This window comes from Sinorhizobium sp. FG01 (genome assembly GCF_002531875.1).
GTDB classification, from domain to species: domain Bacteria; phylum Pseudomonadota; class Alphaproteobacteria; order Rhizobiales; family Rhizobiaceae; genus Sinorhizobium; species Sinorhizobium fredii_C.
Map to the genome: position 1 here is coordinate 1 of NZ_NWTB01000028.1, position 16,680 is coordinate 16,680.

The following is a 16,680-nucleotide window of genomic DNA, read 5'->3' on the forward strand; positions in this document are numbered from 1 at the left end:
GGTCGGCGCCCATGGCGAGCGCGGTGCGCAGCGTCTCCTCGGCCTTGGCCGGGCCGATCGAGACGACGACGACTTCGGAAGCCTTGCCGGCCTCCTTGAGCCGCAGCGCCTCTTCGACCGAGATCTCGTCGAACGGGTTCATCGACATCTTCACATTGGCAAGCTCGACGCCCGAACCGTCCGCCTTCACCCGGATCTTGACGTTGAAGTCGACGACCCGTTTCACCGTTACCAGGATTTTCATGGATTCTTTCCCTCCAGCAGCGTTCGCAGGAAAATGCGCCTTAACAAAGCGGCCTGATTGTCGATTGGCGACATCGATACGCGTTTTTTCTCCAATTACAATCGCCAACCGCAACGCTAAACCGATATTAGCCCGCGAACTTTATTAACGTTTACGTACACGTAAGACAAGCTTCCGGCAAGCGGGCGGGAGGGGCCTGAGGCGGAAACCTTTCCCTGCGCCTGAAGACCGCGTAATCTGTTGAAATCGCAGCGTATAATCGTCAGATCGGGACCGCCCGCTCCGTTCCTTAGGTCGGACGGCCCCAGGGGGTCGGCGGTTTCCGCTTGCCCGGCAGGGGCGTCTCCGTTCCCTCGACAGGCCCAGACTCGTGTTCGACGGCGCGGGGGCTGACAATGGTGCGATCGAAAAGCGGCACGCCGCGGCGTCGCAAAACGATCACGAGAACGAGGCCGGCAAGGATGCCGCCGATATGGGCGGTCCAGGAGACGCTGCCGCCCGGATCGACAGCGAACATGTAGAACTGCTGGCCGATCCAGAAGGCGAGCGGGATGGCGGCGGGCAGCGGCAAGGGAATGCGGAAAAGCACGAGCACCCAGACCCGGACCTTCGGGTGCAGCAGAAAATAGGCGGCGACCACGCCGGAGACGGCACCGGAGGCGCCGATCAGCGGCGCTTCAGAGGCGGGATCGATGAGCCCGTGCGCCAGCGCGCCGGCGGCGGCGCACAGCAGATAGAACAGGAGAAAGCGGACGTGCCCGAGCGCGTCCTCGACATTGTCGCCGAAGACCCAGAGAAACAGCATGTTCATCGACAGATGGGTGAAGTCGCCATGCAGGAAGGAATAGGTGACAAAGGTGAACTCGTCCGGGACGAGCGCAAGGGCGGGGTCGAGAATGGCGTAGTCGAACACAATCGCCGGGATGTAGCCGAAACCGAGCACGGCGGCATTGGCGAACTCCTCGGTGGCGATCGGTACGGTGAAGAGCCAGACGGTGAAATTGACGAGGATCAGCGTCACCGTCACATATTGCATGTCGATATGCTTCAGGGCGTTCCTGTCGTGCAGCGGTATGAACATGCGATCCCCGAAGCGTGATTTTGCGCGAGCCTATCTGTTCTTGCCCGGAACCCAAAGGACGTCGGCGCGTCCCATGTCGTTCGCCCAACGGGCGGCGACGAACAGGAAGTCGGAGAGCCGGTTGATATAGGCAACCGCCTCGCGGCTGACGATCTCGCCTTCGGCCTCGGCAAGCGCCACCATCTGCCGTTCGGCGCGGCGGGCGACGGTGCGAGCGGCATGGAGCGCTGCGGAGGCGGCGCTGCCGGCAGGCAGCACGAAGGAGCGCAGCGGCTCGAGATCGGCATTCAGCCGGTCGATCTCGGCCTCGAGGCGAGCCACCTGGGCGGCGACGATCCTTAGCGGCTCATAGTCCTGCTTCTCGCCGGTCTCGGGTGTGGCGAGATCCGCGCCGAGATCGAAGAGATCGTTCTGGATACGCATCAGCATCTGATCGAGATCCGGCCTGTCGCCGGTATGCTGGCGCGCCAAGCCGACGAAGGCATTCGCCTCGTCGACGCTTCCATAGGCATCGACGCGGAGATCGCTCTTCGAGCGGCGCGGGCCGGCAACGAGGCCGGTCGTGCCGTTGTCGCCGGTCCGGGTGTAGATCTTGTTGAGCTTGACCATCGTGACTTCGCTTGGTCCTCAGCTCGGCCGGCCACCGCCGGTGACCCACAGTGTCAGCATGATCAGCACGAGTGCCAGCGCCTGCAACGCTATGCGCGTCTGCATCAGCTTGTTGGACGTATTGCCGCTGCCCTTGCGGGCCATGTTCAACAGGCCGCGGATGAGCACGATCGCAACCAGGCCCATGACGAACAATGTCACGGCGGTCAGGAAACTGGGCATGTCATCGCTCCTTCTATTCAATCAGCCGAGTCGGCCGATGATACTGTAGAACAGCGCCGCCGGCAGGAGTTTCTTGAGCAGCACACCCTGTTTGGCGGGCCTGGTCACGACATAATGCGGCCTCGGCCGGCGCGACGTCAAAGCGTGTTTCAGAACGTGATAAACGGCCTCCGGTCCGAGCCTTCCGCGGACCGGCTTGCTTTCGCCGCGCAGGCGTTTCAGCTGTTTCTCGTACTCCGCCCGGTGGACGGAATTCTTGAGGTCGATGAAGCGCTCGACATAGGCAAGCGCATTGGCGGTGAACTTCGACGTGATCGGCCCCGGCTCGATCAGGCTGACCTCGATGCCGCTGCCGGCAAGCTCCATCCGCAATGTCAGCGACAGGGCCTCGAGCGCGGATTTCGAGGCGTTGTAGGCGCCGCGCCAGCGATAGGGGACGAGACCGAGGATCGACGAGCATTGCACGATGCGGCCGCCGCCCCGAGCCCGCATCGCCGGAATGACGCGGCGCGTCAGATCGTGCCAGCCGATCACGTTGGTTTCGAGCTGCAGCCGCAGCGCTTCCGTCGGCAGGTCCTCGACCGCGCCCGCCTGGCCATAGGCACCGTTGTTGAAGAGCGCATCGATCCGCCCGCCGCTCAGCGCCATCACGGCTTCCACCAGGACGGCGATCGTCTCCGGCCTGGTATAATCCATGAGGAAGGTTTCGATGCCTTCCTGTTCGAGCTCCGCCTGGTCCTCCGGCCGCCGGACGGTCGCGAAGACGCGCCAGCCGTCGCTTTTCAGAGCGCGCGCGCAATAGGCGCCGATGCCGGATGAGCAGCCGGTGACGATAATGGTGGGGCGTTCAGACATCCGGTCGATTCCTGTAGAAATACCTGTCCCGTTTCCCATATTCACGATTGGGAAACAATTGAATTGCGCGCACTTGCGTCCTGGCGGCGCGCCGACACAGGCATGGCGCGTAGCCGGTCACGCGGAAGGTCGGGCACCACAGGAGACGGAATGCCGGCATCGCTTCGCATCATCTGGAAGGTCGTGTTCGATGCGCTCTGGCATTTCAGCGAGGACGACGGCTGGGCGATGGCGAGCCATGTGGCCCTGTCGTCGCTGATGGCGGTCTTCCCCTTCCTGATCTTCGGCACCGCGCTCGGCAGTTTCCTCGGGGCCGACCAATTCGCGGTGACGGCCGTCCACCTGATCTTCGATGCCTGGCCCGAATCGATCGCCAAGCCCGTCGCCGATGAGATAGTCGAGGTGCTGACCATCCAGCGCGGCGGAGTCTTGACGCTTTCCGTCGTCGCGGCCGCCTATTTCGCCTCGAACGGCGTCGAAGCGCTGCGAATTGCGCTGAACAGGGCCTATCGCGTGGCGGAAAGCCGCCCGTGGTACATAACCCGGCTCGCCAGCCTCGGCTTCGTGCTTGCCGGCGTCCTGATCCTCGCCGTCATCAGCATTCTGCTGGTCGCCGTCCCGCTGGCCGTCCGCAATGCCGACCAATGGCTGCCCTGGCTCGACGCCGTGCTGGCGACCGTCGATAATTGGGGCCTGGCGCTGGCGCTCGCGATGCTGACGATGGGGCTGTTGGTGTCGCATCTGTGGCTGCCGGACGGGCACCGCAAGATCGTCGACGTGTTGCCCGGCATCCTGCTGACGCTGCTTCTGTGGTCGATCGGCGCCTATGCCTTCGCATCCTATCTGGCGGCCTTCTCCAACTATGTGGCAACCTATGCCGGCCTCGCCTCGATCGTGATCGTGCTGGTTTTCCTCTACATGGTCGGGGCGATCTTCATCATCGGCGCCGAGATCAATGCCGCCATCCTGAAGTTCAAGGTCAAGCGCATGGTGTCACGCAGCTTCCAAGGGCGCGGCGAGGGACCGCCCTCCCAGTAGGACGGCTTTATGCCGCCTCCAGGACCATGGCGCGCAGTTCCGCCGGCGAGCGACCGGCGGTGCGGAAGGCGGCGATACCTGTGTCCCCGTTGCTCTTCGACAGTTTCCTGCCGTCCGCCCCGAGGATCAGGCGATGATGATGATAGACCGGCTCCGGCAGGTCGAGAAGCCGCTGGAGCAGGCGGTGGATGGAGGTTGCGTGGTAGAGGTCGCGGCCGCGCACGACATGGGTGATGCCCTGCAGGGCGTCGTCGACGACCACCGAAAGATGATAGCTCGAGGGCGCGTCCGAGCGCGACAGGACGACGTCGCCCCAGACACCCGGATCCGCCGCGATCAGGCCGGTTTCCCCGGCCGGACCTTCCCCGGTCTCGCGCCACAGGAGCGGTTCGGCAAGGCGGCCGACCGCCTTCGCCACGTCGAGCCGCCAGGTGTGGGGACGGCCGCCCGCGACGAGGTCCGCCTGCTCGCTTGCCGTCAGCGCACGCTCGCGGCCCGGATAAAGCGGCGTCCCGTCCGGATCGCGGGGCCATGCCCTTCCGCTCGCCTCATGCGCCGCCACCGCCGTTTTGATCTCGCCGCGGGTCATGACGGAAGGATAGACCAGCCCCATGGTTCTCAAGCGTTCGAGCGCTGCCGCATAAAGATCGAGCTGATCTGATTGGCGCCGCACCGGTTCTTCCCAGATGAGACCCAACCAGGCGAGGTCCTCGAAAATCGCCGCCTCGAACTCCGGACGGCAGCGCGCCCGGTCGATGTCCTCTATCCTCAGCAGGAAACGGCCGCCCATCGCGCTCGCCATGTCGTGGTTGATAATGGCTGACAATGCGTGGCCGAGATGCAGCAAGCCGTTTGGGCTTGGGGCGAAGCGGAAAACCGGTTGTGCTGGCGGCGGAACGGGCATTGTGCTCCTTTGCCATGGAAGCTGTATAAAGGTCATCCGCTATTTTGGAGGGTGCATGCGGATCATTCGCACAAGCGACGATATCGAGGCTGGCCTCGCGGGTCTCGTGATGCTCGACGCCCGCCTGGAGCACGTCCTCGACAAGGCCGGGCCGGTGCCGCTCAGGCGCACCGATCCGGGCTATCGCGGCCTTGCCAATATCATCGTCTCGCAAATGGTCTCCAAGGCGAGTGCGGCGGCGATCTGGAGCCGCATGGAGGCGTCGCTCGGCGAGATCAGCGCCGACGCCGTGCTTTCGCTTGACGACGATGCCTGCCGGCAATTCGGTCTTTCCCGCGCCAAGGCAGATACGCTGCGGCGGGTGGCGACCGCGGCGGTTACGGACGAGATCGATCTCGACGGCATCTGCAACATCGAGGCGGCCGCAGCGATCCACGAGCTGACGGCGATCAAGGGTGTGGGGCGCTGGACGGCGGAGGTCTATCTGCTCTTCTGCGCCGGCCATCCGGACGTCTTTCCCTCCGGCGACGTGGCGCTGCAGAACGCCGTCGGTCACGCGCTCGGTTTCGAGTTGCGGCCGACGGCAAGCGAAATCGATTCGCTCGCCGCCTCTTGGTCCCCCTGGCGGAGCGTCGCGGCCCGGCTTTTCTGGGCTTACTATGCGCGTGAGATGCGGCGTGATGCGCTGCCCGTGACGCCTTGAAGAGAAAAGCGAATCCTTTGTTTGGTTTTTCTTTCCGGCTTCACAATCCTGTCGCAACAGGCCTAATATAGAAGATGCAGATGCCGAATCGCTCAGGAGAATACGCTTGACGATTGCAGTCTCACCTCAGGCCCTGCCGGCGCTTGTGTTGAACGCCGATTACCGGCCGCTGAGCTATTACCCCTTGTCGCTCTGGTCCTGGCAGGACGCGATCAAGGCGGTCTTTCTCGACCGCGTGATAATCCTTGCCGAATACGAACACTCCGTCTCCTCTCCCAGCTTCTCGATGCGGCTGCCGAGCGTCGTCTGCCTGAAAAGCTATGTCCAGCCGTCGCGCTTTCCGGCCTTCACCCGGTTCAACGTCTTCCTGCGCGACAAGTTCGAATGCCAGTATTGCGGATCCCCGGACGATCTGACCTTCGACCACGTGATCCCGCGCGCGCATGGCGGCCAGACGACCTGGGAAAATGTCGTCGCAGCCTGTTCGCCCTGCAACCTGCGCAAGGGCAGCAAGCTGCCGAAGCAGGCCCACATGTTCCCGCATCAAAGGCCGTACCAGCCGACCGTGCAGGACCTGCACAACAATGGACGGCTCTTCCCGCCGAACCATCTGCACGAAAGCTGGATGGACTATCTCTACTGGGATGTCGAGCTGCAGCCGTAAGGCCGTGCCTTTTTTCAGGTCAATGCGAATATCTTGGCGTGAGCGGTTGCGACCTTACGCCTTGGCGGCGCCCCGCAGCGCGATCGCCGCGAGGATCAGGCTGGCGATGACGTTCCAGCCGGCGAAGGACAGGCCAAGGACGCGCAGCGCCGCGTCGGTGCAGGACGGAGCGTGCTTCGCGTCAAGATCGCCGAGCAGGTCGCCGACATTTGAGGAGATGCCCTGGGCGGTCGTCGCGCAGGTCGACGGACCCTCCCAGAAATGCCATTCAGCACCGGCGTGATAGACGCCGATCCCGGCGCCGACGAGCATCAGGACGCCGACGATTCCGAGCAGCGCGCGCGTCGTCCAGGCCGGCAGTTTCAGCACGCTGGCGGCAATGGCGACGAGGCCGAGCGGAATGCCGTAGTAATAAGGGTCGCGCTGCATGAGGCAGAGGGCGCAGGGGATGTAGCCGCCGATATGCTCGAAACCGAGCGCGCCACCGACGGTCGCCGCCATGCCGAGCGTTACGACGAGGGCGAGAAGCAGTTGCTGGCGCGTGGCGGCGGAAGCCTCGATCATGAATACCTCGCAAGGGCGGCGAAACGGCGCCCGTCTTCTTATGTAGGTTCGGTTCCGCTGTAAATCGCCGTCACCGGCCCCCGGCCGCACGCTTTTGTGATCGCCGCTGCGAAAATCGCAATTTCTCGATTGACCGGCGCGAAAACGATCGTGTAAATCCCAAACCGCTGATATCGCTTGAGCCTTGCCCCATTGGCGGAATTGGTAGACGCGCTCGACTCAAAATCGAGTTCCCAAAAGGAGTGCTGGTTCGACCCCGGCATGGGGCACCACTCGATCCCGTCTTTCGACACCGAAAAAGATACCCCGGCGGACTTCCGCTCCGGGTCAGCGTCCGAGGTTTTCGGCGGCGGCAAGGATCTGCGCCGCGGTTGGGAAGGTGCAGAGGTCGTTCGGCCCGTCGCGCGCCTCGATTTGCGCCCAGCCGACGATGCCGGTGGCGTCGACCAGATAATGCCCGACGAGCTGGGTGCCATGGTCCGCCAGGATCGCTTTGTCCGCTTCGTCGAGCTCGAAGCCGTCGCTGGCGTTGAGGACAACGTTGGCTTCCATGGGCTGCAAAGGCTCCGGGAACACGCCGGCAGGATTGATGCGAGCCGCCTCGAACTGCGCCATCGATGCGCGATGGGGCCATTCGGGCCGCTCGCTGCTGCCATCGGGCAGGAATTCGCCCCGCGGCACGCCGAAGGCCCGGTGCGTGTGGCAATCCGGGTCGCACAGGAGCGTTACCGGCGTCGGCCGATGGCGGAAATAGAGGCGAGCGCGTTCGACCGGCGTGTTGATCACCGCCAGGGTCTCTATCCCGGCAGCGCGTAGCGCTGGCTGGAGGCCGGCAAGCTGTTCCACCTGACGTCGACAGAACGGGCAGTGCAAACCGCGAAAGAAGCCGATCAGAAACGGGCGACCGCGCAAATCGGCAAGAGAGACCATTCCTTCAGGGTTGGCCGCGGCGAGCGCGAACGAGGGGGCGGGTTCTCCCGGCTGCAGCGGCCGGATCTGGTTTGCCATGGAATACTCCTCCCTACCGCGTCATGTGGAGGTCATGCAGCATGGGTTGGCACGACTTTGACTCCGACCGCCGTCGGGCTGAGGTCGCTTGAGCTCCGCACTATACCGGAAACGGCGCTTTCGCTCTATCAGGCAAGATGCCAGCGGACCTCGTCCCTGTTCCGAGTTCCTTCACCCGGCCCGCACCCATTGAATTCCACGGGGCGAAAGTGTTAGCTGCTGCGCTGCAGCAAACTCCAGCGCGGCCCATGCTACCGAAGATCGACACATACGACGACCTCTATCGCGAATTCCGCTGGCGGATTTCGGAGAGGTTCAATATCGGCGTCGCCGTCAGCGACGCATGGGCGGCGCGTGACCCTGAACGTATCTGCCTGCAGCATTTCAGCCCGGACACCGCGCCTCATTCACTGACATACGGCGCCTTCGCGGCTCGCTCCTCGGCCTTTGCCGGCGGGCTTGCCGCGCACGGCATCAAGCCGGGCGATCGGGTCGCCATTCTGCTGCCGCAGGGCTTCGAAGCGGCAATCGCCCATGCGGCGATCTACAAGCTCGGCGCGATCGCCCTGCCGCTGGCGCTGCTTTTCGGCGTCGAGGCGCTCAGCTACCGGCTGCAGGACGCCGGGGCGACGGCGGTCGTCACCAATCGCTTCGGCTACGAGCGGCTTGCGGCGTTCCGAAGCGAACTGCCGGAGCTTCGGCTGGTGGTGCTGGCGGAAGAGGAGGAACTGCCCGATACGGTGCTCTTCGACCGGCTGGCGGCGGGCGAGGGCCGTTTTGCCGCCGCCGATACCGGGCCGGACAATCCGGCGCTGATGATCTATACGTCCGGGACGACCGGCCCGCCGAAGGGGGCGCTGCACGGCCACCGCGTGCTGCTCGGCCATCTGCCGGGTTTCCAGTTTCACCATCACTTCCTGCCTCAGCCGGGCGACCGGATGTGGACGCCGGCCGATTGGGCCTGGGCGGGCGGGCTCTTGAACGCGTTGCTGCCGTCGCTGTTCTTCGGCGTGCCGGTGGTTTCCTCGCCGGCGCAGAAGTTCGATCCGCATATGGCCTTCCGCATCATGGAAGAGATGAATGTGCGCAACGCCTTCATTCCGCCGACGGCGCTGAGGCTGCTCAAATCCGTCGATCGGCCCCGCGACCGCTACAGGCTCGATCTGAGAACGATCGGCTCGGCCGGCGAAGCGCTCGGGCGCGAGACCTTCGACTGGGCGAAGGAGGCGCTCGGCGTCGAGGTCAGCGAATTCTACGGCCAGACGGAATGCAACATCGTCATTTCGTCGGCCGCCGACCTCGGAGTATTGAAACCGGGCTCGATGGGCAAGGCCGCACCCGGCCATGAGGTGGCGATCATCGACGGCGAGGGGCGTGTGCTGCCGCCGGGCACGACCGGCCAAGTCGCGATCAAGCGCCCCGATCCGGTGATGTTCCTGGGCTATTGGCGAAACGTCAAGGCGACCGAGGCGAAGTTCATCGGCGACTGGATGACCACCGGCGACCAGGGCGTCATGGATCAGGAGGGTTACTTCACCTTTTTCGGCCGCGACGACGACGTCATCACCTCGTCCGGCTACCGGATCGGCCCCGGCGAGATCGAGGACTGTCTCGTCGGCCACCCGGACGTTCAGATGGCCGCGGCGATCGGCAAGCCGGACCCGATCCGCACCGAGATCGTCAAGGCCTATGTGGTGCTGAAGCCCGGTGTCGCCGCAGCCGAAGAGACCGCGGCTGCGATCCGCGACTGGGTGAAGAACAGGCTCTCCATGCACGAATATCCGCGCGAGATCGAGTTCGTCGACAGCCTGCCGCTGACCACTTCGGGCAAGGTGATCCGGCGGCTGTTGCGGGAGAGGGCTGCTGCCGAGGTGGAGGCAGCGCGCGACCGCTGATTCCGCCCCATCAGCGCCCGGCCAGCGCGCGGATCTTCTCGCGCAGTAGCCGCGCCATGTTGCGGGTGTTGCGGTAGAGGTGAAGCTGAGCCGCCACCTGGCGCACGTCGCGGTCGCGGTTCTGCTGCAGGCCGATCACCAGCGTCCCCATCTCCTCGCGCTCCTGCCAGAAGCGGGCGATCATCGGATGGTCGGGCACGGCGCAGGAATCGGAGCGGGCGATATTGGCGTCGTCGAGATGCCATTCGGTGAGTTCGGCCAAGAGCAGCTTGCCCGGCGAATATTTCGCGTAGTCCTCGTTATAGGCGGTCTTCCAGGTATAGGCCTCGCCGGCCATCATGAGCACGACCATCGCGGCGATCGCCTTGCCGTCGAGATCGAGCGTGTGGATGCGGACGCTGTCGGCTTCGGCGAGATTGGTGATTGCTTCCCGCGCGAAGGCGGCGCGGAAGCGGTCCATGATCATGGCGCTGCGTTCGCGGCCTTTCCAGCCGGAGGCCTCGAGCGCCAGGAACTCCTCCAGCCGCCAGCGGATCTCCTCCGGTTGACGCGCGACGCTGTAGGCGAGGTTGCCGTGTTTTTCGAGATTGTTCCACTGGCGTCGCAGTTCCTTGAAATGCGCCCGGCTGATCGCCTGGCGCAGATAGGTTGGACCGTCGAGCAGGCTTTCGAGCATCGGCCGTTCGAAGGTATCGGTCACCGTCAGCGGGAGGTTCTCGCCGATCGCCACGGCCCGGGCGAGCTGCGCGAATTTGCCCTTGAGGCGCACGTCCGGCAGCACCAGCACCTGCGGCATGCCGGAGGAGGGCGAGGCGAGCGCCGTATAAAGGTTGCTGATCGTCTCGGCGGCGTCTTCCGCGTCAAGCAGCGGCACGCCCAAGGGGCCGAAAGGATTGGACCAGCCGCGAATGATCGGCGCGCCGATCGAGAAGCCCGGCTTTTCGATCGAGAAAGGCATCAGGAAGCGCAGGCGGCTGCTGCGCTCGTTGCTGTCGCGGATGACGGCGAGGCGAATCACCCGATCCTCCAGCCGTGGCATGGCGGGCGCCAGGAAGCGGCCAGTGAAGAAGACGTTCGGCTCGATCGCCCGGTTGGACAGGAAGTCGAGCTCCCGCTGCAGTTCGTAGCCGGAGCGGGCCTGGTAGATGGCCAGATGCCGGCCGGACCTGCCCACCATTAAGGTCCGTTCGGCCTGCGTCGGATCGGCGGCCGGTTGCGCCAGGCCGCCAAGCAGGCGGTTCGCGCTTCCGTTCGCTTCCCCGGGGAACTGGATGTTGCCGTTCATGGCTTGATTGCCTCGTTTTCGTCATGACCGCTCCTTGCGCCGGCAAGTGCCAGGAGCGTGAAACCAAAGGTGTGCCTCACCGCCACATGCAGGATCGCCGCCTCCACGAACATCGCGCCCGCGGTCGCTGAGGCCGCTCCGGTCAAGCCGAAGAGCGGAATGAGCGTGACGTTCAGCGCGACATTGGCACCGAGCGCGGCCACATAGAGGATGACGCAGAGCTTTTGCCGTCCGGCCATCGTCAACAGGGTCTCGGCGGGGCCGACAAAGGCCTTGGCGAGGATACCGGTGAGCAGTATCGCCATCAGCGGAGCACCGGCGGGGAAGGCCGGGCCGAACAGCGACAGCAGCAGCGGACCCGCCAGCACGACGGTGCAGCCGATAGCAAGTGACGGCCAGAACGACCAGCGGGCGCTTTCGATGGCGATCTCCGCCAATTGATGCCGGTCGCGCGCTGCCATGGCCGCCGAAAAGCGCGGGCCGGCGGCCGCCCTGACCGCGAACATGACGAAATGGACGAGCGCCATGGTCTTCGCGGCGGCAAAGTAGATCGCCACGTCGTCCGGCTTCACATAGAGGCCGACGATCACGACGTCGGAATTGGTCAAGAGGAAGCCGAAACCGTCGACGAGGAATATCGGGATCGAGACGCGCAGCCAGCGGCTGAGTTCGATTTTCATCGGGCCGGGAAGGTAGTGCCGGTCGAGCCGCCAGACCATTATTGCGAACTGCCCGAGCGTCGTCACATAGGTCGCGGCAAGCGCTGCGGCCATCGCCGTCGTTGCAGCGGACGGCAGGCCCGCGACCGTTGCCAGGACCATGAAGGCGAGGATCAGCAAGGGCCGCACGAGGAAGGTCGGGCTCATTGCCGCAACCGGCCAGCTATGGGCGCGCGCCGTGCCGTCCATCACGTCGCCAAGCGCAATCATCGGCAGGGTAATGAGGCCGAGATAGAGGGGCACGAAGTAGTAGCTCTCGATTGCCGTGCCGAAGAGCCACAGACCCGCTGCGCCGATCGCGGCAAGGGCGGTTGCGGAAAGGAGGGCGAAGATGCGCGCCGTCGTCGTCAGGCCGCGGATTTCCGCAAGCTCCGAAGTGGTGCTGTATTCCGGCAGGAACCGGATAACCGCGGTGGGGAGCCCGAGGCAGGAGAGATTGCCGAACAGGACCGTCATCACCCAGACGAAGATGAAGATGCCGTATTCGAACTCGCCCATCAGGCGCGCGAGAAAGATCTGCGAGGCGAAGGCGATTGCCGCGCTTAGGATGCGGATCGCAAAGGCGATCAGCGCCATGCGCTGGGCGCGACTGCGGGTATCGGAGCCGGTGAGCACGGGCAGGAGCCGCTGCACGGAATCGGACAGGCGGTGCCTCAGCGCCGACGGCAGCATTCGTCCGGCCGTTTGACATACCGCCATCAACACGAAGACACCCTGAGATTACGCAATACAGGGCATCACTTCTGCCAGAACAGCGTTAACAAACGGTTCAGCAGGCCGCTCTGCGGCGCGGTCTCGGACGCGAAAATGCCGCCCGGAGGCGGCATCTCGTCAGGCTTCGTAGCTTCCGTGGCAATGCTTGTATTTCTTGCCCGAACCGCAGGGGCAGGGCTCGTTGCGCCCGACATTGCCCCAAGTGGAGGGGTCTGCGGCGTTGCGCTTTGCCGGGGAGGCGGCGCCAAGCGCCGCCTGCGCGAAGTCGTCCTCGCCGGTAATCGGGTCGAAATGATGGGCTTCCATAGGCGGCAGCGGCTGCGGCTCCTGGGGCGCCTCGCGCACCAGTTCGACGCGCATCAGCTGCGCCGATACCGCCTGGCGGAGATTGACGAGCAGGGCCTGAAAGAGCTCGAAGGCTTCGGACTTGTATTCCTGCAGCGGGTCGCGCTGGGCGTAGCCGCGGAAGCCGATGACCGAGCGGAGATGGTCGAGGTTGACGATGTGCTCGCGCCAGAGGTGATCGAGCGTCTGCAGCACGACCGAGCGCTCGACATATTGCATGATCTCCGGCCCGAAGCGCTCGGCGCGTTCGGCGGCGGCCTTGTCGGCGGCGGCGGTGATGCGCTCCAGAATGTCGTCCTCGGCGATCCCTTCCTCGGCGACCCATTCGGTAATCGGGAGGTCGAGGTTGAGGTATTGCTGGACGTCGGCCTTAAGTCCTTCCGCATCCCACTGCTCGGCATAGGCTCGCTCGGGAATGCGCTTGGCGACGATATCCCCGATCACTTCGTTGCGCATGTCGGTGACCGTCTCGGTGACGCTTTCCGCGTCCATGAGTTCGAGACGCTGCTCGAAGATGACCTTGCGCTGGTCGTTGAGCACGTCGTCATATTTCAAGAGGTTCTTGCGGATGTCGAAGTTGCGGGCCTCGACCTTCTTCTGGGCGCGTTCGAGCGCCTTGTTGATCCACGGATGGACAATCGCCTCGCCCTCCTTGAGGCCCAGTTTCTGCAGCATGCCGTCCATGCGGTCGGAGCCGAAGATGCGCATCAAATCGTCCTGCAGCGACAGGAAGAACTTCGAGCGGCCCGGGTCGCCCTGGCGGCCGGAGCGGCCGCGCAACTGGTTGTCGATGCGGCGGCTTTCGTGGCGTTCGGTGGCAAGGACATAAAGGCCGCCGGCGGCGAGCGCCTTGTCCTTGAGCTTCTGCACCTCCTCGCGGATCGCCTTTTCGCGCGCATCGCGCTCGGGGCCGGGCTCGACCTCGGCCAGTTCCTGCTGGATGCGCATGTCCGGGTTGCCGCCGAGCTGGATGTCGGTGCCGCGGCCGGCCATGTTGGTTGCGATGGTGACGGCGCCCGGCACGCCGGCCTGGGCGACGATATAGGCTTCCTGCTCGTGGTAACGGGCGTTCAGCACCTGGAATTTCGAGAAGCCGCTCTTCTTCAGCATATCGGCGAGCAGCTCGGACTTCTCGATCGAGGTGGTGCCGACGAGCATCGGCTGGCCGCGCTCGTGGGCCGCCTTGATCTCGTCGATGATCGCCTTGTACTTCTCGCCCGCGGTGCGATAGACCTCGTCGTCCTCGTCGAGGCGCTTGATCGGCAGATTGGTCGGCACTTCGACCACTTCCAGGCCGTAGATGTTGCCGAATTCCTCGGCTTCCGTCGCCGCGGTGCCGGTCATGCCGGCAAGCTTTTCGTACATGCGGAAGTAATTCTGGAAGGTGACCGAGGCGAGCGTCTGGTTCTCGGGCTGAATCTGCACCTTTTCTTTGGCTTCCAGCGCCTGATGCTGACCTTCGGAGTAGCGACGCCCCGGCATCATGCGGCCGGTGAACTCGTCGATGATGACGATCTCGCCGTTGCGCACGATATAGTCTTTGTCACGCGTGAACAGCTTGTGCGCCTTCAGCGCGTTGTTGACGTGGTGGACGATCGCCACGTTCTCGATGTCGTAGAGCGACTCGCCCTTCAGGAGCCCGGCTTGGCGCAAGAGGTTTTCGAGCTTCTCGGTGCCCTCCTCCGAGAAATTGGCCGAGCGCTGCTTTTCGTCGATCTCGTAGTCTTCCGGCGACAGCAGCGGAATGAAGTCATTGATCGTATTGTAGAGATCCGAGCGGTCGTCGAGCGGGCCGGAGATGATCAGTGGCGTGCGCGCCTCGTCGACCAGGATCGAGTCCACCTCGTCGACGATCGCGAAGAAGTGACCGCGCTGCACCATCTGGGCGCGCTCGTATTTCATGTTGTCGCGCAGATAGTCGAAGCCGAGCTCGTTGTTGGTCGCGTAGGTGACGTCGCAGGCATAGGCGTCGCGGCGCTGCTCGTCGGTGAGGCCGTGGACGATGACGCCCGTCGTCAGGCCGAGGAAGCCGTAGATCCGCCCCATCATGCTGGCGTCGCGCTGGGCGAGATAGTCGTTGACGGTGACGACATGCACGCCCTTGCCGGCGAGCGCGTTAAGGTAGACGGGCAGCGTCGCCACCAGCGTTTTGCCTTCGCCGGTCTTCATTTCGGAGATGGAGCGCTCGTGCAGGATCATGCCGCCGATGAGCTGGACGTCGAAGGGACGCAGGCCGAGAACGCGGCGGGCGGCCTCGCGCACCACGGCAAAGGCCGGCACAAGGAGGTCGTCGAGGGTCTTGCCTTCGCCGAGTTGACTCCGAAACTCCACCGTCTTTGCAGCGAGCGCTTCGTCGCTCAGCGTTTTCATGTCGGCTTCGAGAGCGTTGATTGCGTCCACCCGACCCTGGTAGCCGCGGACGCGGCGATCGTTGGCGGAACCGAACAACTTGCGGGCAAGGCCGCCGAGACTGACCATCCGAATGGTCCTTTCCTTATTTATCGCCCTGGGAGTTTCAGGTCCGGCTCGAAAAACCGTCTAATGCCGTGAAACGCCCGGAAACTGTTCTGGACGCGAGGTTGCGTGACAGATAAGAGGGGGGTCGGATTATGTCAACGCACTTGCGCGGCCGGACGGCTACAGAACCGCCACATTCTGGTGTTGTGCAGCCCCCTCGAAGGGCCGGAGGCAATCGCGCTGGCGGCCAATGGTGAAAGGTAAGAAACATGTCTAGATACAAGACCCTGGCGGCCGCGGCGCTGGTCGCGATGATGGCCGCAGGCGTCGCCCGCGCCGAAGGGACCGATCCGGTCGTCGCGAAGGTCGGCGGGCAGGAAATCCGTCAGTCGGAGCTTGATCTCGCGATCACCAGCCTCGATCCGCAGCTCCAGCGGATGCCCGACGAACAGAAGCGCGCCGCAGCCCTTTCCGCCGTCATCGACGTCAAGCTGCTCGTCAAGGATGCCGAGAAGGAAGGCCTGCAGAACGACGCGACCTTCAAGCAGCGTGTCGCCTTCCTAACCGAGCGCGAACTTCACAACGCCTTCTTCAAGAAGCACGTCGTCGATGCGGTGACGAAGGAAGAGGTCAAGGCACGCTACGACAAGGAAATCGCCGCCATCCCGGCGCAGGAAGAAGTCAAGGCCCGCCACATCCTCGTCAAGACCGAGGACGAGGCCAAGGCGATCATCAAGGAACTGGACGCCGGCAAGAGCTTCGTCGAACTCGCCAAGGCCAAGTCCACCGATCCGAACAAGGACGATGGCGGCGACCTCGGCTACTTCACCAAGGGCCGGATGGTGCCGGAATTCGAGACGGCTGCTTTCGCGCTCGAGAAGGGCAGCTATACAAAGATGCCGGTCAAGACCCAGTTCGGCTTCCACGTGATCCTGGTCGAGGACAAGCGTCCGCAGGCGCCGCCGACGCTCGAGCAGGTCGAGCCGCAGGTTCGTCAGCTCGTCATGCGCGACAAGTACCTTGCGCTGCTGGACACTGCCAAAAAGGCGACCGGCGTCGAGATTTCCGATCCGGCGCTGAAGAAGGCCTATGAAGACGCCGGCAAGGCGCGCCAAGGCCAGTAGCTTTTTCGGGGCCGCCACCCTCAAGGACGGTCCCGTGCCAGAGCGGAGAAGAGGCGTTCGTCGCGCCAGCCGCTCGTCAGACTAGGATCGGGATGCCCGGCGGCTGAATGTCGCTCGGGCATTTCTCGCACCATTTGGAGCGGGATGAGGAAAAGTGTGCGCGGCGTTCCGCGCGCATCCCGCTCTGAAACAATGGAAAAGATCACCATGGTTGCCCGTAACCATGGTGATCAGAGGCATTCAAACAGG

The 16,680-nt window shown here is 64.1% G+C and carries 15 protein-coding genes, 1 tRNA gene and 1 pseudogene; 6 read left to right on the forward strand and 11 right to left on the reverse strand.

Annotation, left to right across the window (positions count from 1 at the left end):
* From CO656_RS27410 to CO656_RS27430, 5 genes and pseudogenes are all read right to left on the reverse strand, one after another.
* Window positions 1-244, reverse strand: a pseudogene (locus CO656_RS27410) (hypothetical protein); the annotation flags it as partial.
* 289 nt (window positions 245-533) lie between these two features.
* The gene (locus tag CO656_RS27415) at window positions 534-1,325 is read right to left on the reverse strand and encodes a rhomboid family intramembrane serine protease (RefSeq protein WP_097527903.1); all 792 of its coding nucleotides are present in this window, start codon (window positions 1,323-1,325) and stop codon (window positions 534-536) included.
* A gap of 30 nt (window positions 1,326-1,355) precedes the next feature.
* On the reverse strand, window positions 1,356-1,934 hold the full coding sequence (locus tag CO656_RS27420) for a cob(I)yrinic acid a,c-diamide adenosyltransferase (protein WP_097527904.1): 579 nt from the start codon (window positions 1,932-1,934) through the stop codon (window positions 1,356-1,358).
* An 18-nt stretch (window positions 1,935-1,952) separates the two neighbouring features.
* Complete coding sequence (locus CO656_RS27425) at window positions 1,953-2,156, reverse strand: twin transmembrane helix small protein (RefSeq protein ID WP_012709193.1); 204 nt, start codon at window positions 2,154-2,156, stop codon at window positions 1,953-1,955.
* A gap of 21 nt (window positions 2,157-2,177) precedes the next feature.
* Entirely contained in the window at window positions 2,178-3,011 is an 834-nt protein-coding gene (locus CO656_RS27430) for an SDR family oxidoreductase (RefSeq protein ID WP_097527905.1), read from the reverse strand.
* Between the two features lie 150 nt (window positions 3,012-3,161).
* On the opposite strand from CO656_RS27430, the gene CO656_RS27435 reads away from it, so the two are divergent.
* Complete coding sequence (locus CO656_RS27435) at window positions 3,162-4,049, forward strand: YihY/virulence factor BrkB family protein (RefSeq protein ID WP_037427361.1); 888 nt, start codon at window positions 3,162-3,164, stop codon at window positions 4,047-4,049.
* 7 nt (window positions 4,050-4,056) lie between these two features.
* On the opposite strand, the gene gluQRS is transcribed toward CO656_RS27435, so the two are convergent.
* Window positions 4,057-4,953, reverse strand: a complete 897-nt coding sequence (gene gluQRS, locus CO656_RS27440) for a tRNA glutamyl-Q(34) synthetase GluQRS (protein WP_097527906.1) — start codon at window positions 4,951-4,953, stop codon at window positions 4,057-4,059.
* Between the two features lie 55 nt (window positions 4,954-5,008).
* On the opposite strand from gluQRS, the gene CO656_RS27445 reads away from it, so the two are divergent.
* Complete coding sequence (locus CO656_RS27445; RefSeq protein WP_097527907.1) at window positions 5,009-5,656, forward strand: DNA-3-methyladenine glycosylase; 648 nt, start codon at window positions 5,009-5,011, stop codon at window positions 5,654-5,656.
* A gap of 106 nt (window positions 5,657-5,762) precedes the next feature.
* On the forward strand, window positions 5,763-6,320 hold the full coding sequence (locus CO656_RS27450) for an HNH endonuclease (protein ID WP_037388531.1): 558 nt from the start codon (window positions 5,763-5,765) through the stop codon (window positions 6,318-6,320).
* A 54-nt stretch (window positions 6,321-6,374) separates the two neighbouring features.
* On the opposite strand, the gene CO656_RS27455 is transcribed toward CO656_RS27450, so the two are convergent.
* On the reverse strand, window positions 6,375-6,884 hold the full coding sequence (locus CO656_RS27455; protein WP_097527908.1) for a disulfide bond formation protein B: 510 nt from the start codon (window positions 6,882-6,884) through the stop codon (window positions 6,375-6,377).
* A 186-nt stretch (window positions 6,885-7,070) separates the two neighbouring features.
* Between CO656_RS27455 and CO656_RS27460 the strand changes: the two genes are divergently transcribed.
* A tRNA-Leu gene (locus CO656_RS27460) sits at window positions 7,071-7,156 on the forward strand.
* A gap of 55 nt (window positions 7,157-7,211) precedes the next feature.
* On the opposite strand, the gene CO656_RS27465 is transcribed toward CO656_RS27460, so the two are convergent.
* On the reverse strand, window positions 7,212-7,892 hold the full coding sequence (locus CO656_RS27465; RefSeq protein ID WP_037426546.1) for a redoxin domain-containing protein: 681 nt from the start codon (window positions 7,890-7,892) through the stop codon (window positions 7,212-7,214).
* A gap of 248 nt (window positions 7,893-8,140) precedes the next feature.
* Here CO656_RS27465 and CO656_RS27470 point away from each other — a divergent pair, with 248 nt between their 5' ends.
* Window positions 8,141-9,787, forward strand: coding sequence for an AMP-binding protein (locus CO656_RS27470; protein ID WP_097527909.1), 1,647 nt, complete (start codon window positions 8,141-8,143; stop codon window positions 9,785-9,787).
* Window positions 9,788-9,797: 10 nt separating this feature from the next.
* On the opposite strand, the gene CO656_RS27475 is transcribed toward CO656_RS27470, so the two are convergent.
* The 3 genes from CO656_RS27475 to secA all read right to left on the reverse strand — a co-directional run bounded on the left by CO656_RS27475 (window position 9,798) and on the right by secA (window position 15,328).
* Window positions 9,798-11,072 (reverse strand): GNAT family N-acetyltransferase, encoded by a 1,275-nt coding sequence (locus tag CO656_RS27475; protein ID WP_097527910.1) that lies wholly within the window; start codon window positions 11,070-11,072, stop codon window positions 9,798-9,800.
* Window positions 11,069-12,463 carry a lipopolysaccharide biosynthesis protein gene (locus CO656_RS27480; RefSeq protein WP_176536705.1) on the reverse strand — a complete coding sequence of 465 codons (1,395 nt, stop codon included), beginning with the start codon at window positions 12,461-12,463 and terminating at the stop codon, window positions 11,069-11,071. The genes CO656_RS27475 and CO656_RS27480 overlap by 4 nt, the downstream gene beginning before the upstream one ends.
* Window positions 12,464-12,622: 159 nt before the next feature.
* Entirely contained in the window at window positions 12,623-15,328 is a 2,706-nt protein-coding gene (gene secA / locus CO656_RS27485; RefSeq protein WP_037426554.1) for a preprotein translocase subunit SecA, read from the reverse strand.
* 248 nt (window positions 15,329-15,576) lie between these two features.
* Between secA and CO656_RS27490 the strand changes: the two genes are divergently transcribed.
* Complete coding sequence (locus CO656_RS27490) at window positions 15,577-16,431, forward strand: peptidylprolyl isomerase (protein ID WP_097527912.1); 855 nt, start codon at window positions 15,577-15,579, stop codon at window positions 16,429-16,431.
* Window positions 16,432-16,680: the final 249 nt, after the last annotated feature.

What these genes read in the sequence shown, in the direction of transcription:
- CO656_RS27415 (WP_097527903.1), bottom strand. Translation starts at nt 1,325, where the DNA reads ATGTTCATACCGCTGCACGACAGGAACGCCCTGAAGCATATCGACATG.
- CO656_RS27420 (WP_097527904.1), bottom strand. Translation starts at nt 1,934, where the DNA reads ATGGTCAAGCTCAACAAGATCTACACCCGGACCGGCGACAACGGCACG.
- CO656_RS27425 (WP_012709193.1), bottom strand. Translation starts at nt 2,156, where the DNA reads ATGCCCAGTTTCCTGACCGCCGTGACATTGTTCGTCATGGGCCTGGTT.
- CO656_RS27430 (WP_097527905.1), bottom strand. Translation starts at nt 3,011, where the DNA reads ATGTCTGAACGCCCCACCATTATCGTCACCGGCTGCTCATCCGGCATC.
- CO656_RS27435 (WP_037427361.1), top strand. Translation starts at nt 3,162, where the DNA reads ATGCCGGCATCGCTTCGCATCATCTGGAAGGTCGTGTTCGATGCGCTC.
- gluQRS (WP_097527906.1), bottom strand. Translation starts at nt 4,953, where the DNA reads ATGCCCGTTCCGCCGCCAGCACAACCGGTTTTCCGCTTCGCCCCAAGC.
- CO656_RS27445 (WP_097527907.1), top strand. Translation starts at nt 5,009, where the DNA reads ATGCGGATCATTCGCACAAGCGACGATATCGAGGCTGGCCTCGCGGGT.
- CO656_RS27455 (WP_097527908.1), bottom strand. Translation starts at nt 6,884, where the DNA reads ATGATCGAGGCTTCCGCCGCCACGCGCCAGCAACTGCTTCTCGCCCTC.
- CO656_RS27465 (WP_037426546.1), bottom strand. Translation starts at nt 7,892, where the DNA reads ATGGCAAACCAGATCCGGCCGCTGCAGCCGGGAGAACCCGCCCCCTCG.
- CO656_RS27470 (WP_097527909.1), top strand. Translation starts at nt 8,141, where the DNA reads ATGCTACCGAAGATCGACACATACGACGACCTCTATCGCGAATTCCGC.
- CO656_RS27475 (WP_097527910.1), bottom strand. Translation starts at nt 11,072, where the DNA reads ATGAACGGCAACATCCAGTTCCCCGGGGAAGCGAACGGAAGCGCGAAC.
- CO656_RS27480 (WP_176536705.1), bottom strand. Translation starts at nt 12,463, where the DNA reads ATGCTGCCGTCGGCGCTGAGGCACCGCCTGTCCGATTCCGTGCAGCGG.
- secA (WP_037426554.1), bottom strand. Translation starts at nt 15,328, where the DNA reads ATGGTCAGTCTCGGCGGCCTTGCCCGCAAGTTGTTCGGTTCCGCCAAC.
- CO656_RS27490 (WP_097527912.1), top strand. Translation starts at nt 15,577, where the DNA reads ATGTCTAGATACAAGACCCTGGCGGCCGCGGCGCTGGTCGCGATGATG.